General features: G+C 61.1%; 12 protein-coding genes and 1 other RNA gene. 10 read left to right on the plus strand and 3 right to left on the minus strand.

Going from position 1 to position 18,912, the window contains the following annotated elements; genetic code table 11:
- Window positions 1–42 precede the first annotated feature (42 nt).
- Together xdhB and xdhA are read right to left on the minus strand one after the other, a co-directional pair.
- A complete protein-coding gene (xdhB, locus tag MJP36_RS10245) occupies window positions 43–2,430 on the minus strand; it encodes a xanthine dehydrogenase molybdopterin binding subunit (protein ID WP_244385301.1) in 2,388 nt (795 codons plus the stop codon).
- On the minus strand, window positions 2,423–3,871 hold the full coding sequence (gene xdhA / locus MJP36_RS10250; protein WP_198762733.1) for a xanthine dehydrogenase small subunit: 1,449 nt from the start codon (window positions 3,869–3,871) through the stop codon (window positions 2,423–2,425). The genes xdhB and xdhA overlap by 8 nt, the downstream gene beginning before the upstream one ends.
- Before the next feature lie 280 nt (window positions 3,872–4,151).
- On the opposite strand from xdhA, the gene MJP36_RS10255 reads away from it, so the two are divergent.
- From MJP36_RS10255 to MJP36_RS10300, 10 genes are all read left to right on the plus strand, one after another.
- Window positions 4,152–4,811 (plus strand): GntR family transcriptional regulator, encoded by a 660-nt coding sequence (locus tag MJP36_RS10255; RefSeq protein WP_198762732.1) that lies wholly within the window; start codon window positions 4,152–4,154, stop codon window positions 4,809–4,811.
- Between the two features lie 2 nt (window positions 4,812–4,813).
- The gene (gene smc, locus MJP36_RS10260) at window positions 4,814–8,302 is read left to right on the plus strand and encodes a chromosome segregation protein SMC (RefSeq protein WP_244385302.1); all 3,489 of its coding nucleotides are present in this window, start codon (window positions 4,814–4,816) and stop codon (window positions 8,300–8,302) included.
- A 259-nt stretch (window positions 8,303–8,561) separates the two neighbouring features.
- Window positions 8,562–9,428, plus strand: a complete 867-nt coding sequence (zipA, locus tag MJP36_RS10265) for a cell division protein ZipA (RefSeq protein WP_244385303.1) — start codon at window positions 8,562–8,564, stop codon at window positions 9,426–9,428.
- Window positions 9,429–9,515: 87 nt separating this feature from the next.
- The gene (gene ligA, locus MJP36_RS10270) at window positions 9,516–11,873 is read left to right on the plus strand and encodes an NAD-dependent DNA ligase LigA (RefSeq protein ID WP_244385304.1); all 2,358 of its coding nucleotides are present in this window, start codon (window positions 9,516–9,518) and stop codon (window positions 11,871–11,873) included.
- A gap of 393 nt (window positions 11,874–12,266) precedes the next feature.
- On the plus strand, window positions 12,267–13,433 hold the full coding sequence (locus tag MJP36_RS10275; RefSeq protein WP_244385305.1) for a zinc-binding metallopeptidase family protein: 1,167 nt from the start codon (window positions 12,267–12,269) through the stop codon (window positions 13,431–13,433).
- Between the two features lie 143 nt (window positions 13,434–13,576).
- Window positions 13,577–13,673: signal recognition particle sRNA small type (ffs, locus tag MJP36_RS10280), an RNA gene on the plus strand.
- Between the two features lie 102 nt (window positions 13,674–13,775).
- On the plus strand, window positions 13,776–14,237 hold the full coding sequence (locus MJP36_RS10285; RefSeq protein ID WP_218580531.1) for a hypothetical protein: 462 nt from the start codon (window positions 13,776–13,778) through the stop codon (window positions 14,235–14,237).
- A gap of 23 nt (window positions 14,238–14,260) precedes the next feature.
- On the plus strand, window positions 14,261–16,222 hold the full coding sequence (locus MJP36_RS10290; RefSeq protein ID WP_244385306.1) for a DEAD/DEAH box helicase family protein: 1,962 nt from the start codon (window positions 14,261–14,263) through the stop codon (window positions 16,220–16,222).
- Between the two features lie 157 nt (window positions 16,223–16,379).
- Window positions 16,380–17,426: an N-acetylmuramidase family protein gene (locus MJP36_RS10295; protein WP_244385307.1), complete on the plus strand. Its 1,047-nt coding sequence runs from the start codon at window positions 16,380–16,382 to the stop codon at window positions 17,424–17,426.
- Between the two features lies 1 nt (window position 17,427).
- Window positions 17,428–18,018: a hypothetical protein gene (locus MJP36_RS10300; protein WP_161549070.1), complete on the plus strand. Its 591-nt coding sequence runs from the start codon at window positions 17,428–17,430 to the stop codon at window positions 18,016–18,018.
- Window positions 18,019–18,034: 16 nt separating this feature from the next.
- Here the strand turns inward: MJP36_RS10300 and MJP36_RS10305 are convergent, their stop codons facing one another.
- Window positions 18,035–18,898 (minus strand): LysR family transcriptional regulator, encoded by an 864-nt coding sequence (locus tag MJP36_RS10305; RefSeq protein WP_244385308.1) that lies wholly within the window; start codon window positions 18,896–18,898, stop codon window positions 18,035–18,037.
- Between the last annotated feature and the right edge of the window lie 14 nt (window positions 18,899–18,912).

The raw sequence follows: 18,912 nt of genomic DNA on the forward strand, positions 1-18,912 counted from the left end.
CGAGCGTCCAGGGCGGCATTCCCACGCAGAGCGTGGGAACGATCAGGCCAGTTCAGTCTCCTGCGTCTTCGCAGTGGTCAACTGCCGCATCTGCTCACACCCCCACAACACCCGCTCCGGTGTCGCCGGAGCATCGATCTTCGGCTGATGGCGATAATCACCCAGGCTCGCCACGGCATCCTTGATCGCACACCACGAGGCAATCCCGAGCATGAATGGCGGCTCACCCACGGCCTTGGAGTGGAACACCGTGTCCTCCGGGTTCTTGCGGTTTTCCACCAGCTTCACCCGCAGGTCCAGGGGCATGTCGGCCACCGCCGGGATCTTGTAGCTCGCCGGGCCGTTGGTCATCAATTTGCCCTTGTTGTTCCACACCAGCTCCTCCATGGTCAGCCAGCCCATGCCCTGGATAAAGCCGCCTTCCACCTGGCCGATGTCGATAGCGGGGTTCAACGAGGCCCCCACGTCGTGAAGGATGTCGGTGCGCAGCATCTTGTATTCGCCGGTCAGGGTGTCGACGATCACCTCACAGCAGGCCGCGCCGAATGCGAAGTAGTAGAACGGCCGGCCGCGCGCCTGGCTGCGGTCGTAGAAGATTTTCGGGGTCTTGTAGAACCCGGTGCTCGACAGCGACACCTGGGCGAAGTACGCCTGCTGGATCAGCGCCTCGAAGGTCAGGATCTGATCGCGCACCCGCACATGGCCGTTGTGGAAGGCCACATCCGCTTCGCTGACGTCGTATTTGCGCGCCGCAAATTCCACCAGGCGTTGCTTGATGGTTTCGGCCGCGTTCTGCGCGGCCTTGCCGTTCAGGTCGGCACCGCTGGAAGCCGCCGTCGGTGAGGTATTGGGCACCTTGTCGGTGTTGGTGGCGGTTATCTGCACACGGCCGATATCCACTTGGAACACTTCGGCCACCACTTGCGCGACCTTGGTGTTCAAGCCCTGGCCCATCTCGGTGCCGCCATGGTTCAAGTGAATGCTGCCGTCGGTGTAGATGTGGATCAGCGCACCGGCCTGGTTGAGAAAGCTGGCGGTGAACGAAATGCCGAATTTCACCGGCGTCAGCGCCAAGCCTTTTTTAAGGATCGGGCTGTGGGCGTTGTACAGCCGGATCGCTTCGCGGCGTTCGGCGTATTGGCTGCTGGCCTCGAGTTCGGCGGTCATTTCTTCGAGCATGTTGTGCTCGACGGTCTGGTAGTAATGGGTGACGTTGCGCTCGGTCTTGCCGTAGTAGTTGGCCTTGCGCACGGCCAGCGGGTCCAGCGCCAGGTGGCGGGCGATGGCGTCCATCACCTCCTCGATGGCGACCATGCCTTGCGGGCCGCCGAAGCCGCGATAGGCGGTGTTGGAGGCAGTGTTGGTCTTGCAGCGGTGGCCGTTGACCGTGGCATCGCCCAGGTAATAGGCGTTGTCGGCGTGGAACATGGCGCGATCGACAATCGAGTTGGACAGGTCCGGCGAACAGCCGCAGTTCCCCGCCAGTTCCAGGTTGATGCCCTGCAAGCGGCCACTGTCATCAAAGCCCACGTCGTATTCGATGTAGAAGGGGTGACGCTTGCCGGTCATCAGCATGTCTTCCACACGCTGCAGGCGCATCTTGGTCGGCTGGCCGGTCAGGCGCGCGACCACCGCGCACAGGCACGCCGGGCTGGCGGCCTGGGTTTCCTTGCCACCAAAACCACCGCCCATGCGGCGCATGTCGACGACGATTTTGTTCATCGACACGTCCAACACCTCCGCCACCAGCTTTTGCACTTCGGTGGGGTTTTGCGTGGAACAGTAGACGATCATGCCGCCGTCTTCGGTAGGCATGACCGATGAGATCTGGGTTTCGAGGTAGAAATGTTCCTGACCGCCGATATGCAACGTGCCCTGCAGGCGGTTTTTCGCAGTGGCCAGCGCGCCTGCCGAATCACCCCGTTGATGGGTGTGGCTGTCGAGCACGAAATGCTGTTTGCGAAACGCTTCGACCACGTCCAGCACCGGCTCCAGGTCTTCGTATTCGATGACTGCCGCCATCGCCGCCTTGCGGGCGGTCTCCAGATCGCGGGCGGCGACGGCCAGGACCACCTGGCCGACGAACTGCACCGTATCGATCGCCAGCAGGGGGTCGCCGGGCATCAGCGGGCCGATGTCTTTGAGGCCCGGTACGTCTTCGTGAGTAATGACGATGCGCACACCGTCAAAGGCGTAGCAGGGGGCGGTGTCGATGCTCAGAATCCTGGCGTGGGCACGGTCGGACATGCGCGCATACAGGTGCAACTGGTTGGGGAATTCCAGGCGGTCATCGATGTACTGCGCTTCGCCGCTGACGTGTTTGGCGGCGCTGTCATGCTTGACGCTGCGGCCAACCCCGCAGGTGAGGTCCTGGGCAAACAGCTCGGCGAGTTCGGCCTGGGTTTTAACGACGGCGTGATGGTTAGACATAAGCGGTCACCCGAGTCTCGATGTGCGGCGTTTGCAGTTCGATGAAGTATTTGCGCAGCAGGTTCTGGGCGCTGAGCAGGCGGTATTCCTTGCTGGCGCGGAAGTCCGAGAGCGGGGTGAAATCCTCGGCCAGGGCGGCACAGGCTTTTTCCACGGTGGCGGCATTCCAGGTGGCGCCGACCAACACCGCTTCGCAGCTTTTCGCCCGCTTGGGCGTGGCGGCCATGCCGCCGAACGCGACGCGGGCCTGGCTGATCACACCGTTGTCGAGCTTGAGATTGAAGGCGGCGCAGACGGCGGAAATATCATCGTCCAGGCGCTTGGACACCTTGTAGGCACGAAACAGCGTGTGGCCCTTGGGCACGATGATTTTCTCGATGAATTCGCTGTCCTGGCGGGCAGTGACGCGATAGTCGATGAAGTAATCTTCCAGGGCCAGGGTGCGGCGGGTTTCACCCTTGCACAACACGATCTGCGCGCCCAGTGCGATCAGCAGCGGGGGTGAATCGCCGATTGGCGAGGCATTGCCGATATTGCCGCCCAGGGTGCCCTGGTTGCGGATCTGCAGGGACGCGAAGCGGTGCAGCAGCTCACCGAAGTCCGGGTACTCATGGTGCAGCGCGCTATAACAATCGGACAACGCGGTGGCCGCGCCGATTTCCAGGCGGTCGTCGAACGACTCGATACGCTTCATCTCTTCAATGTTGCCGACATAAATCATCACCGGCAGGGTGCGGTGGAACTGGGTGACTTCCAGCGCCAGGTCGGTGCCGCCGGCCAGCAGGCGGGCTTGCGGATACGCGTCGTAGAGGTCGGCCAGATCGGCTACTGTCAGCGGCACCAGGCAGCGTTTGTCGCCGCTGTTGAGTTCAGCGGTTTGCGTTGGCGCGATGGCTTTGAGGCGGGCGATGGTCTCGGCTTGGCGGCTGTCGAACTGATCCGCGGGTTTGTTGCAGCACGCCTGCTCGGCGGCCGCCAGGATCGGGCGGTAGCCGGTGCACCGGCACAGGTTGCCGGCTAGGGCTTCATGGGCTTTCTGGCTGTCGGGCGCATCGCTGTTCTTTTGCAGCGCGAACAACGACATCACAAAACCTGGGGTGCAAAAGCCGCATTGCGAGCCATGGCACTCGACCATGGCCTGTTGCACGCTGTGCAGTTGGCCTTGGTGCTTGAGGTCTTCTACGCTGATCAGTTGCTTGCCGTGCAGTGACGAAACAAAGGTCAGGCATGAGTTGAGGCTGCGATAACGGATCTGCTCGGCACCTTGAGCATCGGTATGCAGTTCGCCGACCACGACTGTGCAGGCACCGCAGTCGCCACTGGCGCAGCCTTCCTTGGTACCGGATTTGCCCAAATGCTCACGCAAATAGTTGAGCACGGTCAGGTTGGGGTCCAGGGCGTGCTCGCTACGGAGTTCCTGGTTGAGTAAAAACTGGATCACGGAAGGCCTCGCAGACTCATTATTGTTGTTAACCGCTTTGCGCCGAATCTAGTCATGTCTGACTTTTCGGTCAATGATTTTCTGACCAGAAGGTCAAGAAACTTCGGTCACAACACTTTCAATTATGGTCCAATCTTCTGGGACCGGTGTTTTTCGGGGCTTGTGGGCTTTGAGGCTTGCGTGTTTCATGCCAAATTCGCCTTGGTGGACATAGCGCCATCAATGGACCAATGCGCTACACTGCCGCGCTTGTATTGACAGAAGATTCTGAAGGGAAAACATGACGTTCAAGGCGCCGGACAGTCTCGCCGAGCAAATTGCTCACCACCTCGCCGAACGTATCATTCGCGGCGATCTCAAGCCTGGGGAGCGAATCCAGGAACAGAAAGTCACGCTGGCGCTCAATGTCAGCCGTGGTTCCGTGCGCGAAGCCTTGCTGATCCTCGAACGCCGTCATCTCATCGCGATCCTGCCGCGCCGTGGCGCACACGTCACCGAACTCACCGCGCACAAGGTGCAGAGCCTGTGCACGCTGATGGGCGAAATGTACATCCTGCTCGGCAATGCGGTTGCCGAAGGCTGGCAGACCCAGGCCGACATGGCGCCATTCCTGCAAATCCAGCAACGCCTGGAGGGCAGTTATGAGCGGGGGGACATCCGCGCCTTCGTCGAAGAAAGCTTCAATGTGATGCGTGCCGCGTACCCGTTTGCGAACAACCCGTACCTGCAGGAAACCGTCGAAAACCTGCAACCGGCGATGAACCGTGCGTATTACCTGGCCCTGGATCAGCGCAAGGCCTCCATGAGTGAATACCTGGCGCTGTTCGAGCAATTGCTCGCCGCAGTGCTGGCGCGTGATCTGGTACAGATTCGCCTGGTGTTGTCGGCCTACTGCCAGCGCAGCAGCTCGCTGGTGATCGCTGCGTTGGCGGACGCCTAAGCGTGCGGCTCAAGTGCATCAAGTTGGCGGGGTTCAAATCCTTCGTCGACCCGACCACGGTGAACTTCCCCAGTAATATGGCGGCGGTGGTCGGGCCCAATGGTTGCGGCAAGTCGAACATCATCGACGCCGTCCGTTGGGTGATGGGCGAGAGCTCCGCGAAGAACTTGCGCGGCGAGTCGATGACCGACGTCATCTTCAATGGCTCCACCAGCCGCAAGCCGGTGAGCCAGGCCAGTATCGAGCTGGTGTTCGATAACTCCGACGGCACCCTGATCGGCGAGTATGCGGCCTACGCGGAAATCTCCATCCGCCGCAAAGTGACCCGCGACAGCCAGAACAGTTACTTCCTCAACGGCACCAAATGCCGGCGCCGCGACATTACCGATATCTTCCTCGGCACGGGCCTGGGCCCGCGCAGCTACTCGATCATCGAACAGGGCATGATCTCCAAGCTGATCGAAGCCAAGCCTGAAGACCTGCGTAACTTTATCGAGGAAGCGGCCGGCATCTCCAAGTACAAGGAGCGCCGCCGCGAGACCGAAAACCGTATCCGCCGCACCCATGAAAACCTCGCCCGCCTGACCGACCTGCGCGAAGAGCTGGAGCGCCAGTTGGAGCGCCTGCACCGCCAGGCCCAGGCCGCCGAGAAGTATCAGGAATACAAGGGCGAGGAGCGCCAGCTCAAGGCGCAACTCTCGGCCCTGCGTTGGCAGGCGTTGAATGACCAGGTCGGCCAGCGCGAAGCGATCATCGGCACCCAGGAGATCAGCTTCGAAGCCCTGGTTGCCGAACAGCGTAACGCCGACGCCAGCATCGAACGCCTGCGTGACGGGCACCATGACCTGTCCGAGCGCTTCAATCTGGTGCAAGGCCGGTTTTATTCGGTGGGCGGCGATATCGCCCGCGTCGAGCAGAGCATCCAGCATGGCCAGCAGCGTCTGCGCCAATTGCAGGACGACCTGAAGGAGGCCGAACGGGCGCGCCTGGAGACCGAATCGCACCTGGGACATGACCGTACCTTGCTGCTGACCCTCGGCGAAGAGCTGGACATGCTCACCCCTGAGCAGGAAATCACCAGCGCCGCCGCCGAAGAAGCTGCCGCGGCCCTGGAAGAGTCCGAAACCACCATGCATGGCTGGCAGGAACAGTGGGATGCGTTCAACCTGAAGTCCGCCGAGCCGCGCCGCCAGGCCGAGGTCCAGCAGTCACGCATCCAGCAATTGGAAGCCAGTATGGAGCGCCTGGCCGAGCGCCAGCGCCGGATGCAGGAAGAGCGCGCCTTGCTCGCCGCCGACCCGGAAGACGCGGCGATCATGGAGCTCAGCGAGCAACTGGCTGAAAGCGAAATGACCCTGGAAGAGCTGGAGGCCAGCGAAGAACAACAGGTGGAGCGCCTGGAGCAACTGCGCCAGCAACTGCAACAGGCGACCCAGGCCCAGCAGCAGGCACAGGGCGATCTACAGCGGCTCAACGGTCGCCTGGCGTCCCTTGAAGCCCTGCAGCAAGCCGCGCTGGATCCGGGCACCGGTACTGCCGAGTGGCTGCGCGAGCAACATCTGGCCGAGCGCCCGCGCCTGGCTGAAGGCTTGAAGGTTGAAGCGGGTTGGGAGCTGGCGGTGGAAACCGTGCTCGGCGCCGACCTGCAAGCCGTACTGGTCGATGATTTCGGCGGCTTCGACCTGGCCGGTTTCGTCCAGGGCGATCTGCGTTTGCTCAGCCCGGCAGCCGATGGCGTGCGTGTGCCGGGCAGTTTGTTGGATAAGGTTGAGGCGGCGATTGATCTGGCGCCCTGGCTGGGCCAGGTCAAACCGGTGGACTCCCTGGAGCAGGCCCTTGCCTTGCGTGGTCAATTGGCGGCCGGCGAAAGCCTGATCAGTCGCGACGGTTACTGGGTCGGTCGCCACTTCCTGCGCGTGCGCCGCGCCAGTGAAGCGCAGAGCGGCGTTCTGGCCCGTGGTCAGGAGATCGTCAACCTGATCGCCGAGCGTGAAGAGCGCGAAGCCACCCTGGAAAGCCTTGAAACCGAATTGCAAACCCTGCGCGCCACCCAGCGCCAACAGGAGACCGGCCGCGAGCATTTACGCCGTCTGTTGCAGGATGAAGCGCGCCAGCAAGGCGAGTTGAAAGCCCAGCTCTCGGCGAGCAAAGCCAAGGCGGAACAGCTGACCCTGCGCCGCACCCGCCTTGACGAAGAAGTGGCCGAGATCGGCGAGCAGCGTGCCCTGGAGCACGAGCAGATCGGCGAAGCGCGCCTGCAATTGCAGGAGGCGCTCGACAGCATGGCACTCGACACCGAGCAGCGCGAACTGCTGCTGGCCCAGCGCGACAGCCTGCGCGAACGCCTCGACCGCGTGCGCCAGGAAGCGCGGCAGCACAAGGACCACGCGCACCAATTGGCGGTTCGCCTCGGCTCCTTGCGCACCCAGCACGATGCCACGCGCCAGGCCCTTGAGCGCCTGGAGATGCAGTCCGAACGGCTCACCGAAAAACGCGAGCAACTGAGCCTCAACCTGGAGGAGGGCGAAGCCCCGCTGGAAGAGTTGCGGCTCAAGCTCGAAGAGTTGCTCGACAAACGCATGAGCGTCGACGAAGAACTCAAGACCGCCCAGATCGCCCTGGAGGACGCCGACCGCGAGCTGCGCGATGCGGAAAAACGTCGGACCCAGGCCGAGCAGCAATCCCAGCTGATCCGCAGCCAGCTCGAACAGCAGCGCATGGAATGGCAAGCCCTGACCGTGCGCCGCAAGGCTCTGCAAGATCAACTATTGGAAGATGGCTACGACCTGCACGGCGTGCTCAACACCCTGGACGCCCAGGCCAACGAAAAAGACGCCGAAGAAGAACTCGAGCGCATTGCCGCACGTATTCAAAGGCTCGGTGCGATCAACCTCGCGGCCATCGATGAGTATCAGCAGCAGTCCGAGCGTAAACGTTATCTGGATGCCCAGGATGCCGATCTGGTCGAGGCCCTGGACACGCTGGAAAACGTGATCCGCAAGATCGACAAGGAAACCCGCAACCGCTTCAAAGATACCTTTGATCAGATTAATGGCGGTTTACAGGCCTTATTCCCGAAAGTTTTCGGTGGTGGCAGCGCTTACTTGGAACTGACGGGCGAAGATCTACTCGATACAGGGGTGACGATCATGGCGCGGCCTCCGGGCAAGAAGAACAGCACCATCCATTTGTTGTCCGGTGGCGAAAAGGCCCTGACGGCATTGGCCCTGGTGTTTGCCATCTTCAAGTTGAATCCGGCGCCGTTCTGCATGCTCGATGAGGTTGATGCCCCGCTGGATGACGCTAACGTGGGACGTTACGCCCGACTGGTTAAAGAGATGTCGCAGACGGTGCAGTTCATCTATATCACCCACAACAAGATCGCCATGGAAATGGCGGATCAATTGATGGGGGTGACGATGCACGAACCCGGGTGTTCTCGCTTGGTGGCCGTGGATGTGGAAGAAGCAATGGCGATGGTGGAATCTTAAACCTCGTCATGAGGGATAATTCTTAGCGCTGCGTAGGATGATTTACCGGTCTGGCGAAAGTGGCAAATGGACATATTTGTTCAAGGCATTTTGACAGACGGTGTAAAGTTATCTTTGGTCGTGCTAGTTTAATGTCAATTTTTCGTATGCGTGGGCAAAACGTCAGTCAGAACATAGAGTTGGCGCCACGTTTTAAAGCGGTTTGCACGTTGCTAAGCCCCTTATTTATCAGCATTTTTTATTAGAGGCACGGGATTACATGGAAATCGGTCTGCGCGAGTGGCTGATCGTCATCGGCATTATTGTCATTGCCGGTATTCTTTTTGATGGCTGGCGCCGCATGCGCGGTGGCAAGGGCAAGCTCAAGTTCCGTCTGGACCGCAATCTGTCCAATTTGCCTGACGACGACGGCAACGCCGAGCTGCTGGGGCCGCCCCGTGTGCTGGATACCCATAAAGAGCCGCAGCTGGACGAGCACGACCTGCCGTCGATGAGTGCGCCGGTGCGTGAAGCCCGCGAGCCATCTTCCAAGCGCGGCAAGCGCAACGCCGCCGCGGTCGCCGAGCCGCATCAGGGCGACCTGAACCTCGATGTCGACGACGGCCCGAGCTTCAGCAGCCGTGACGGCGATTTCCCGGACGAGACTGCGACCAAAAGCAATGCTCCGCGCCAGTCGGTCAACGATCAGCCGGCCGCTGAGGAAGTCTTGGTGATCAGCGTGATCTGCCGTGACGCTGCCGGCTTCAAAGGCCCGGCGCTGTTGCAGAACATCCTGGAAAGCGGCCTGCGTTTTGGCGAGATGGATATTTTCCATCGTCACGAAAGCATGGCCGGTAATGGCGAAGTACTGTTTTCCATGGCCAACGCGGTCAAGCCAGGCACCTTTGATCTGGACGACATCGATCTGTTCAGCACTCCGGCGGTGAGTTTCTTCCTCGGTTTGCCAGGCCCTCGTCATCCGAAACAAGCGTTCGACGTGATGGTGGCTGCGGCGCGCAAGCTGTCCCAGGAACTCAACGGCGAGCTCAAGGATGACCAGCGCAGCGTCCTGACGGCCCAGACCATCGAGCACTACCGTCAGCGCATCGTCGAGTTCGAGCGTCGCGCCCTGACACAGAAGCGCTGAGGTCCGATCTTAAGCGTTGCCTGTAGAATCCGTGCACTAACATATTGAGCAGCTTCGGCTGCTCTTTTGCTTTATGAGAGAACACCCATGACCGCCGCCCATACCCGTATCCTCGAATTGCGCGCTGAACTGGATCAGCACAACTACCGCTACCACGTCCTCGACGAGCCGAGCATTCCGGACGCCGAGTACGACCGCTTGTTCCATGAGCTCAAGGCCCTGGAGGCCGAGCATCCGGAACTGGTGACGCGTGATTCACCGACGCAGCGGGTCGGCAGTGCGGCGTTGTCGGCGTTCACCCAGGTCAGGCATGAGATCCCGATGCTCAGCCTGGGCAACGCGTTCGATGAATCCACCATGCTTGAATTCGATCGCCGGGTCACCGAGGGCCTCGATCTGCCGGTGGGCGATCTGTTCGGGGGCGGCGCGGCGGTGGAGTACAGCTGTGAACCGAAACTGGATGGCCTGGCGGTCAGCCTGCTTTATCAAGACGGCGAATTGGTGCGCGGCGCAACCCGTGGCGATGGCACCACTGGTGAAGATATCAGCGTCAACGTGCGCACCGTGCGCAATATCCCGCTGAAGCTGCACGGCAGCGGCTGGCCGGCGACCCTGGAAGTGCGCGGCGAAGTGTTCATGTCCAAGGCCGGTTTCGAGCGTCTCAACGCATCGCAACTGGAAGTGGGCGGCAAGACCTTCGCCAACCCGCGCAACGCCGCCGCCGGCAGCCTGCGCCAGCTGGACTCGAAGATCACCGCCAGCCGTCCGCTGGAGTTCTGCTGCTACGGTGTGACCACCGATATCAGCGACACCCATATCGGCAACCTGCAGCAGTTGCAGAAGTGGGGCATGCCGATCAGCCGCGAGTTGAAGCTAGCCAAGGGCATTCAGGATTGCCTGGATTACTACCGCGATATTGGCGAGCGGCGTAACAGCCTGCCCTATGAAATCGACGGTGTGGTGTTCAAGGTCAACAGCATTGCCTCCCAGCGTGAACTGGGCTTCCGTGCCCGCGAACCGCGCTGGGCCATCGCTCATAAATTCCCGGCCATGGAAGAGTTGACCGAGCTGCTCGACGTGGAATTCCAGGTCGGTCGCACCGGTGCGGTGACACCGGTGGCGCGCCTGAAACCGGTGAAGGTGGCCGGTGTGACCGTGTCCAATGCGACCTTGCACAATATGGATGAGGTGGCGCGGCTGGGCCTGATGATCGGCGATACGGTGATTATCCGTCGTGCCGGGGATGTGATCCCGCAGGTGGTTTCGGTGGTACTTGAGCGCCGCCCGGAAAACGCCCGCGCCGTGCAGGTGCCCGAGAGCTGCCCGGTGTGTGGCTCCCATGTTGAACGCACGCAGCTGGTCAAGCGCAGCAAAGGCAAGGAGACCGTCAGCGAAGGCGCGGTGTACCGCTGCGTCGGCCGCCTGGCCTGTGGGGCGCAGCTCAAGCAGGCGATCATTCATTTTGTTTCGCGGCGTGCCATGGATATCGATGGCCTGGGCGACAAGACCATCGAGCAACTGGTGGATGAAAAACTCATCGGCTCGCCCGCCGACCTCTACAAACTCAAGTACGAGCAGATCATCGACCTGGAAGGCTTTGCCGACATCTCCAGCAAGAAGCTGATCACGGCCATTGAAAACAGCAAGACGCCGACCTTGGCGCGCTTCATCTACGCCCTGGGCATTCCCGACGTGGGCGAGGAGACCGCCAAGGTACTGGCGCGCTCCCTGGCGTCCCTGGAGCGGGTGCAGAAAGCCTTGCCGGAGGTGTTGACGTACCTGCCGGATGTCGGCCTGGAGGTGGCGCATGAAATCCGTAGTTTCTTTGAAGACAGCCACAACCAGGACGTGATCGGCGCGCTGCTGTCACCGCAGGAGTGCGGCCTGCAATTGCAGGATCAGGGCGAGCTGAGCGCTGAATTCGCGGCCAGCACGACCTTGGGCGGTCTGCTCGACAAACTTCACGTGCCGAGCGTCGGCCCGGGGGCGGCGCAGAAACTGGCGGACAAATTCGGCACCCTTGAGGGCGTGATCAAGGCCGACTGGCTGGATATGCGCCAGGCACTGCCCGAGAAGCAAGCCAAGGCGGTGCGCGATTTCTTCGATAACGCAGGCAACGCCACGCATGCCCTGGCCATTGAGCAGCAGCTCAAGGACTTCGGCATGCACTGGCAGAGCGAGAAGAAGGTCATCGAAGGCTTGCCGGAAGCCGGCCATACCTGGGTGCTGACGGGCTCCCTGGAACTGATGAGCCGCGATGTGGCCAAGGACAAGCTCGAAAGCCTTGGCGCCAAGGTTTCAGGGTCCGTTTCGGCGAAAACCCACTGCGTGGTCGCGGGGCCAGGCGCCGGTTCGAAATTGGCCAAAGCCAGTGAATTGGGCTTGAAAGTGCTGGATGAGGCAGCCTTCGTTGCCTTCCTGGCCAAGCACAACATCCCAGTCTGAAAACGTGGCTTGTAGTGAGCGGGCTTGCCCTAATGCCAGTCAGTTAAGGATTAACGCGGTCACTGTGGGAGGGGGCTTGCTCCCGATGGACTGCGTAGCAGGCCCATTTTTGAGGCCGCTGCGCGGCCTATCGGGAGCAAGCCCCCTCCCACAATTTATTCATCGCCCGCTTTATCGCTTAACTGACCGGCATTAGGGCTTGCCCCGCGCTGGGCGGCGCAGCCGCCCCAAACCCAGGCACCTCGGTCTTTCTGCAACACCGCGGCGTCCCTGTTGGGGCGGCTGCGCCGCCCAGCGCGGGGCAAGCCCGCTCACTACAGGCGACAGTGTAGGAAAGTGGAACGATCTCAACCCGCAAATGATCTAGTCTCAGTCACCCAGGGAGAGATCGCCATGTTCCGCTACTTCGAGCAACTCAGTTCACGCATTGCGGCGCCCTTCGTGGCCAATACGTCTCGCGATAGCAAGGTGTGGCAGTGCCGTTGCGGTCAGTCATTGTTCTTTCGCAACAGCCAATGCCTGGCCTGCCAGGCGCTGCTGGGTTATGAACCCCGGCAAAGTCGCCTAGCTTCGCTGCAACCCGGCCCCGTGGAGGGCACGTGGCTACAGGATGGCCATCCCGACGCCGGCGCCTTCCGCCGCTGTGCCAACCTCGATACCCCCGCCGCCTGCAACTGGTTGATCCCGGCCCACAGCACCGCGCCGCTGTGCGTGGCTTGCAGCCTGAACCGCACCATCCCCGATCTTTCGGTTGCGGAAAACCCCGAGCGCTGGCGCAAAGTGGAAACCGCCAAGCGGCGCCTGGTGGCGCAACTGATCAGCCTGGGCCTGCAAGTCGTGCCCAAAAGCGTCGATGAAGACACCGGCCTGGCCTTCGATTTCATCGGCATCGACCTCGAAGGCAACGCGCCCATGACCGGCCACGCCAACGGCTTGATCACCCTCGACATCAAGGAGGCCGACGATGCCCACCGCGAACAAGTCCGGGTACAGATGCGCGAGCCTTATCGCACCCTGCTGGGCCATTTTCGCCATGAAGTCGGCCATTACTACTGGGAGCGCCTGATTGCCAATTCCCATTGGTTGCCAGCCTTCCGCCAACTGTTCGGCGACGAACGCGCCAGTTATGCCGAAGCCCTCGACCAGCACTACCAGAATGGGCCGCGCCCGGACTGGCAGCTCACCTGTGTCAGCGCCTACGCCACCATGCACCCCTGGGAAGATTGGGCGGAAACCTGGGCGCACTATCTGCACATGATGGACGCCGTCGACACCGCCCTCGGCTTCGGCATGCGCGCGCGTGAGATGGAACTGGATTACCAGCCATTCCCGCTCACCACCCTCTACGACCCCGAACACCCTGGCGGACCGGCGTTCCTGGCGTTCGTCAACGCCTGGATCGAACTGGCCGGCATGCTCAACGAGCTGTCGCGCAGCATGGGCCAGCCGGATTTCTATCCCTTTGTGTTGCCGCCGGCGGTGATCGCCAAGCTGCACTTTATCCATCTGGTGATTCAGGAGGAGGGCGGCCGGGCGGATGAGGTGTTGCAGGCACAATGATCAGCCAATCGGGGAGGAGGCTGGTGGCTAGGGCAAGTACTTGAAGCCCTTAATATTTTAATCGGGAACCAACAGTTGTAACTTCCGATGAGATCGGTACAATGGCGCGGCTTGCCGAGAGGCAGGCGTCGTTATGGTGACCCCATCGGTCCCCCCGCAACGATTACCCGTTAACCTGGTCAGGCCCGGAAGGGAGCAGCCACAGCGGGAACATTGTGTGCCGGGGTGTGGCTGGTGGGGTTGCCTCCATAACGCTCTTTCTCCTAATGCCTTCGGGCAGCACCGCATCAAATTCAATTCAATTCAAAAAATGCTTTCACGTCATCTGCCATCGAGCAGTCCATGGCGGCATACTCCAGTGCCTGGCATTTGGAGACAGTACCCGTGGAAAAAGTCGACGACCTCACTCGCGAAAAATTGCGCGAGTGGCAGATGCGGCGCCTGGAAATCAAGGACCGTATTCAATCGCATCCGGAACAGACCCTGGAATTATCCAAGGTGCTGGACCTTATGGATGACGAGCACGCTGAAATCCTGAGCCAGGCCGAGATGATCCAGGTCGCGCAGGCGACTCCCGCCGCCGAGCCGACGCCGCCCGTACTGAGCGGCGCGTACACCCTGCAATTGAATGTGGCCGCGCAGAGCACCGAGGATTTGCGCAGGTTGTTCGAGATGGCGGTTTTCGAACTGCAGCAGCAGATCAATACAGCCGGTGCAGCGGGGCGGTATCCCGGAGGCATGGCGGGATCTCTGGGCGAGTATCGCTTTGAGCTGGGTGTTCAGGTTGAACCCGGCGAAGCCTGACGCCCGCGACGCTGTGAGGAAGTATGCAACCGGAACATTTTGATTTATCCAGCCCGGTGTTCCTGCCGGTCACTGACGAAACCTGCGCCGCCTTGCTGGGGGCCGAGGGCGCCAGGGCGCTGCTCGGCCTGACGGACCCGGAGCTGGCGGCGGTGCTGGTCATCCAGAACCTGGCCCAGGCCACGCAAAAAGACCTGACCTGTACGGGCGCCGAGCGCATCCTGGCCAAGTTGATCGGCTGGGCGGTGGACACACAGGCAGAGGGCGCAGCCACATTGCTGTCCGAAGCACAGCGGTTGTTCGACCCGCGCAAACTGTACTTTGGCTGCAACGCGCTCAAAAGCATCAACCTGCGCCTGTTGTCGGTTGAAGAAGTCCAGGCGCGAGATTACCTGCTGCCCAGCGGCCAATGGGATATGGACTACAAGGTCCGTCACCTGCGCGGCAATGATCCGTTCAGCCAGCAGATGATTACGCCCCGGCATCGTGAACGTTGGCTAAGCCCGGCCCAGGACAAACTGGTGCGCACGTTTCGCGCCAATCTCAATGAAGACCTGCACGTTCAAGGTTATGCCGGCGTCGGCAAGAGCCATCTGCTGGGTGCCCTGATCGAGTGCCTGCGCCCTGCTCAGACGTTGATACTGGCGCGCACGGGGGCAAAGCTGGCAACGCTGCGCGAGCGCATGGGGTTGCCCCGCGACAGCAAGGCCGGTTCCACTTTTGCCGCTTTCGCCAAGGCGTTGTTGCACGGCCCACGACCGCCCGTGGCGAATACATCGACCAGGTTACCCACCCGGCAGGCGGTGGCCCAGGCACTGGACATCTACGGTTGGCGCGGGCATGACGGCCAGGCGACCGTGGATGTCTGCCTCAAGGTGCTGGAAAACTATTGCCACACCGCTCATCACAGCCTGTCGGCCCGGCACTTCCCGCATTTCAAGCAAGCGCTGAGCGGCATGGATGCACAGGTGCTGCTGGAATATTCAAGCCGTGTGTGGACCTACCTGGAAAGCAACCCGCAATGGGCCAGCCAGACCGGCTTCGCCACCTTGTTGCTGATCAAGCGCGCCAGCCTCGCCGGTTGTGTGGTACCACCCCGTTACACCCATGTACTGATCGATGAAAGCCAGGACATCCCGGCGTCGTTGCTGCAGATCATCGAGCGTGGTCGTCAGGTGCTGATTACCCTCGGCGATGAATACCAATCGGCCAGTGGTGTGATGGTGAGGCGAAAGCGCGAGGTCCGGCAAAGCGACATCAGCTACTCCGTACGTTCGGGGCGCAACGTCGAGCGTCTGGTCAACCCGTTGATCAGCGTGCACTCGCAAAAGTGCAAGACGCCTTTCGAGGGCGCGCGCGATGCCGACGTCGGCATCGAGCACTACCCGCAAGGTTTCGTGCCGCCGGAAGGCTGTGTGGTGTTGACCGCATCCTATTGGGACACCATGAAGTGGGCGATCCAGTTGCACCAGGCCAACTGCCCCTTCGGTTTGCCGAGCAACGCGGCGCAGCAGGATCTGGAACGCTTCATGATCAGCGTCATCGGTTTGTTCAAACCGGACTTCTACAGCGACGAACACAACGAAAAAGGCGCGCACGCTTATTTCGCCGATATGGGCGACTGGCAGCAGGTGCGTGAGGCCAGCCAGTTCGATGAGTCGTTCCGGTGGGTCGAGGGCCAGCTGGAAAAAGGCTTCAATGTCGCGGATGTCACGCGTTTGAATCGTCTTGGCGGCGGTCCCGGCACACGTTGCCTGTTGATGCGGGCGCTCGAAGCGGGCGGGATGGAATTCGAACGGGTGCTGCTGACCCCCGAATTGCTGACCAACGTCCCGTTCAAGGATGCCTACGCGTTCGACCAGCGCCTCTGCGAGGTCTATATAGCGATTTCCCGGGCCAGGTCGCAGCTTTACCTGCCCTACGATGTGGTCGAATGGATCGATTACCAGAGCGGCCAGAAGTTTCGCGAGAGCCATGGTTGCTGACGGATTAAGTGTGGCTGATTCACAACTTTCCAATCCGCCTCTGGACAACCTAAAACCGCCTTGTTAGTTTTCGCCAGCCGCTTGTTTCAGAATATGACAAGGGTATGGACTTGATATTGAAGTGCTATCACTTCTTTAACTAACAAGGATGTCTGTCATGAAAAGCCTGCAAGGTTTGCCTCCACTTATCAGTGCTTCGGTAGGTGCTCCCGGTAAAGCCCGCAACTTGCCCGCCGATGTGCAGTGCGTCCAGTATTTATTCAATCTGATCATTCCCAAAATGGGTTTTCCGCTGGCCGAAAACGGCAAGTGCGATGGCCAGTTGGTGCAGTGCATCAGCCAGTACCAGTTCCGTCATCTCAAGTATGCCCACCCCGATGGCGTGATCGACCCCACCGGTCGCACCTTCAACAGCCTCATCGAAGAAGCGGTGAAGGTGCCGGTCAAAGCCTTTCCGGGCGTGCGCATTCCGAGCTTTCTCAATGTGTTCGGCAACAACCAGGGGGACGCCGTGCAGGCCACGGTCAACGTCTACCTGGACCGCATGCGCGCGATGGTCGAGGCCGAGCGACGTAACCGCCAGTTGATGCTCCAGGCCGCGTGCGACGGGGGCATGACCCTCAGTGATACCGATTTCCAGAACGCCGCCACGCAGTTGGGTGGCGGCATTTCGGTAAATATCATCAAGGCCTTTGCCACGGTGGAATCCGGCGGCCGTTCGGGGTTCGGCCCGGCCAAGTTGCCGGTGATCGCCTTCGAAGGGCACCTGTTTCGCAAGTACACCAAGCACATCTACGACCAGGCGCACCCGCTGCTGTCTTACCCCTACAAGAAAAAGGCCGGGCCGCAGTGGCAGGCTAATAACAAGGACCAGACCAAGGCTTGGGAAACCATGGCCACCGCCTTCGCGCTGGATCAGGAAGCGGCGTTGATGTCGGCGTCCTGGGGTATGTTTCAGATCATGGGCTTCAACTACGCGTCATGCGGTTACAAGACGGTGTTTGAATTCGCCGCGGCATTGAAAGTGAATGCCGGTAACCAACTAAAGGCGTTCCTCGGTTTTTGCAGCAAGAGCCCGGCGTTGATGAAAGCCATGAAGGCCAAGGACTTTACCGGCATGGCGCGCAACTATAACGGCGAGGACTACGGCAACTACGACGTGCTGATGCAAAAAGCCTACGAGAAACTGGAAGGGAAAAAATAAGATGATGCGTTTTCTAGCGATGGGTGTGTTGTCGTTGTGCGCGGTGGTACCGGCCTTTGCCGGTTCGCCCGCATTGCATTCAGGCAAGTACGAAGGGCTGATGCTGGCTGTGACCCCTGAACACCAGGTTGAAGGCTACTACTCAGAAGCCATGGGCGAGGGCGTGACCCGCAGCTGTGCGTTCTACCTGCAAGGCAAGCCCGCTGCGCTGACGACCTGGCTTGACAACGCCTACCCTGGCAGCGTGGCACCTTCGTCGGACGGTGTGACCCTGACCGTGGCAGAAGGCCGCCAGCACCCTGGCTGCCTCAATGTGCTGATGCCGGAGATCGCCACCGGCCTGGACCTGACCCAGACCGCCAACACCAAATGGATCGGCCTGGTGAAGGTGTCCGCCGACAAGGCTTACCTGCTCAAGACCCCCAGCGCCAAGGCGACCAAGCGCCCTTACATCGTCAAGAATGACGTGGTCGGCGTGCTGGCGTTCAAGGATGGTTGGGCGCAAGTCGAGTTCATCAATGCCGACGATCGTTCGTTCACCGGCTGGATCAGCCAGGACCAGTACGCACGCCTGGCCGCCCCGAAGAGCTGACACGGACCCAATGGCGTCAGCCAAAGGTTTCCCGCAGTAACCCGGCGAAGGCATCTCGCGCCAGATGCCGCTGGGTGTCCTTGTGCCAGAACAGCAGGTTGTCCACCGCCTGCAGTTCCTCAAACCGGTACGACGCCAGCTCATTGGCCTGCTCATAGCGGGCCAGGATGCCCTCCGGCGCCAACGCCACGCCAATCCCCGCACTCACGCAACCGATGATGGTGCCCCAACTGGCATAGCTGGCGATGCTCGGCTTGAAGTCGTGGGGTTTGACCCAGTTTTCCAGTGCGGCGCGGTAGGGGCAGCCGGGTGGCCACACCAGCAAGGTGCGTCCGGCCAGGTCTTTGGCGCTGCTGATCGGTTCGCTGGAGGCGCTGGCGATCAGCACCAGGCGTTCGCTGTAGACCACACTGTGTTCGAGCTTGGCGCGCTTGTTGCCGCTGGCCACCAGCGCCACATCGAGGCGGTGGTGTTGCAGGTCGTCCAGCAGTTGCGCCCAGGCGCCGGTGACCAGTTCCAGGCTGACCTCGGGATAGCGCCGGTGGTATTCCGCCAGCAAGGGCGGCAGGCGCCCGCTGGCGCTGGATTCCACGGCACCGATGCGCAAGGTGCCACGGGGAATCGCGTTGACGTCCACCGCGCGTTTGGATTCTTCCACCAACGCCAGGATGCGCTCGCAGTACTCCAGGAAGATTTCACCGGCGGCGCTGATCGCCAGGCCACGTCCGGCGCGGATGAACAGCGGCGTGCCCAACTCGCTTTCCAGTTGCTTGATGCGCGTGGTGATGTTGGACGGCACACAGTGCAGTTGCAGGGCGGCCTGGGCCACGCTGCCGGTTTGCGCCACGGCTTGCACCATTTTCAGTTGGGCCAGTTCCATTGCTCAGTTCCAGT

The sequence above is a fragment of the Pseudomonas palleroniana genome, assembly GCF_022836895.1.
Taxonomy (GTDB): Bacteria; Pseudomonadota; Gammaproteobacteria; order Pseudomonadales; family Pseudomonadaceae; genus Aquipseudomonas; species Aquipseudomonas palleroniana.

What these genes read in the sequence shown, in the direction of transcription:
- MJP36_RS10275 (WP_244385305.1), top strand. Translation starts at nt 12,267, where the DNA reads ATGTTCCGCTACTTCGAGCAACTCAGTTCACGCATTGCGGCGCCCTTC.
- MJP36_RS10305 (WP_244385308.1), bottom strand. Translation starts at nt 18,898, where the DNA reads ATGGAACTGGCCCAACTGAAAATGGTGCAAGCCGTGGCGCAAACCGGC.
- MJP36_RS10285 (WP_218580531.1), top strand. Translation starts at nt 13,776, where the DNA reads ATGGCGGCATACTCCAGTGCCTGGCATTTGGAGACAGTACCCGTGGAA.
- zipA (WP_244385303.1), top strand. Translation starts at nt 8,562, where the DNA reads ATGGAAATCGGTCTGCGCGAGTGGCTGATCGTCATCGGCATTATTGTC.
- ligA (WP_244385304.1), top strand. Translation starts at nt 9,516, where the DNA reads ATGACCGCCGCCCATACCCGTATCCTCGAATTGCGCGCTGAACTGGAT.
- MJP36_RS10300 (WP_161549070.1), top strand. Translation starts at nt 17,428, where the DNA reads ATGATGCGTTTTCTAGCGATGGGTGTGTTGTCGTTGTGCGCGGTGGTA.
- xdhB (WP_244385301.1), bottom strand. Translation starts at nt 2,430, where the DNA reads ATGTCTAACCATCACGCCGTCGTTAAAACCCAGGCCGAACTCGCCGAG.
- MJP36_RS10295 (WP_244385307.1), top strand. Translation starts at nt 16,380, where the DNA reads ATGAAAAGCCTGCAAGGTTTGCCTCCACTTATCAGTGCTTCGGTAGGT.
- MJP36_RS10290 (WP_244385306.1), top strand. Translation starts at nt 14,261, where the DNA reads ATGCAACCGGAACATTTTGATTTATCCAGCCCGGTGTTCCTGCCGGTC.
- MJP36_RS10255 (WP_198762732.1), top strand. Translation starts at nt 4,152, where the DNA reads ATGACGTTCAAGGCGCCGGACAGTCTCGCCGAGCAAATTGCTCACCAC.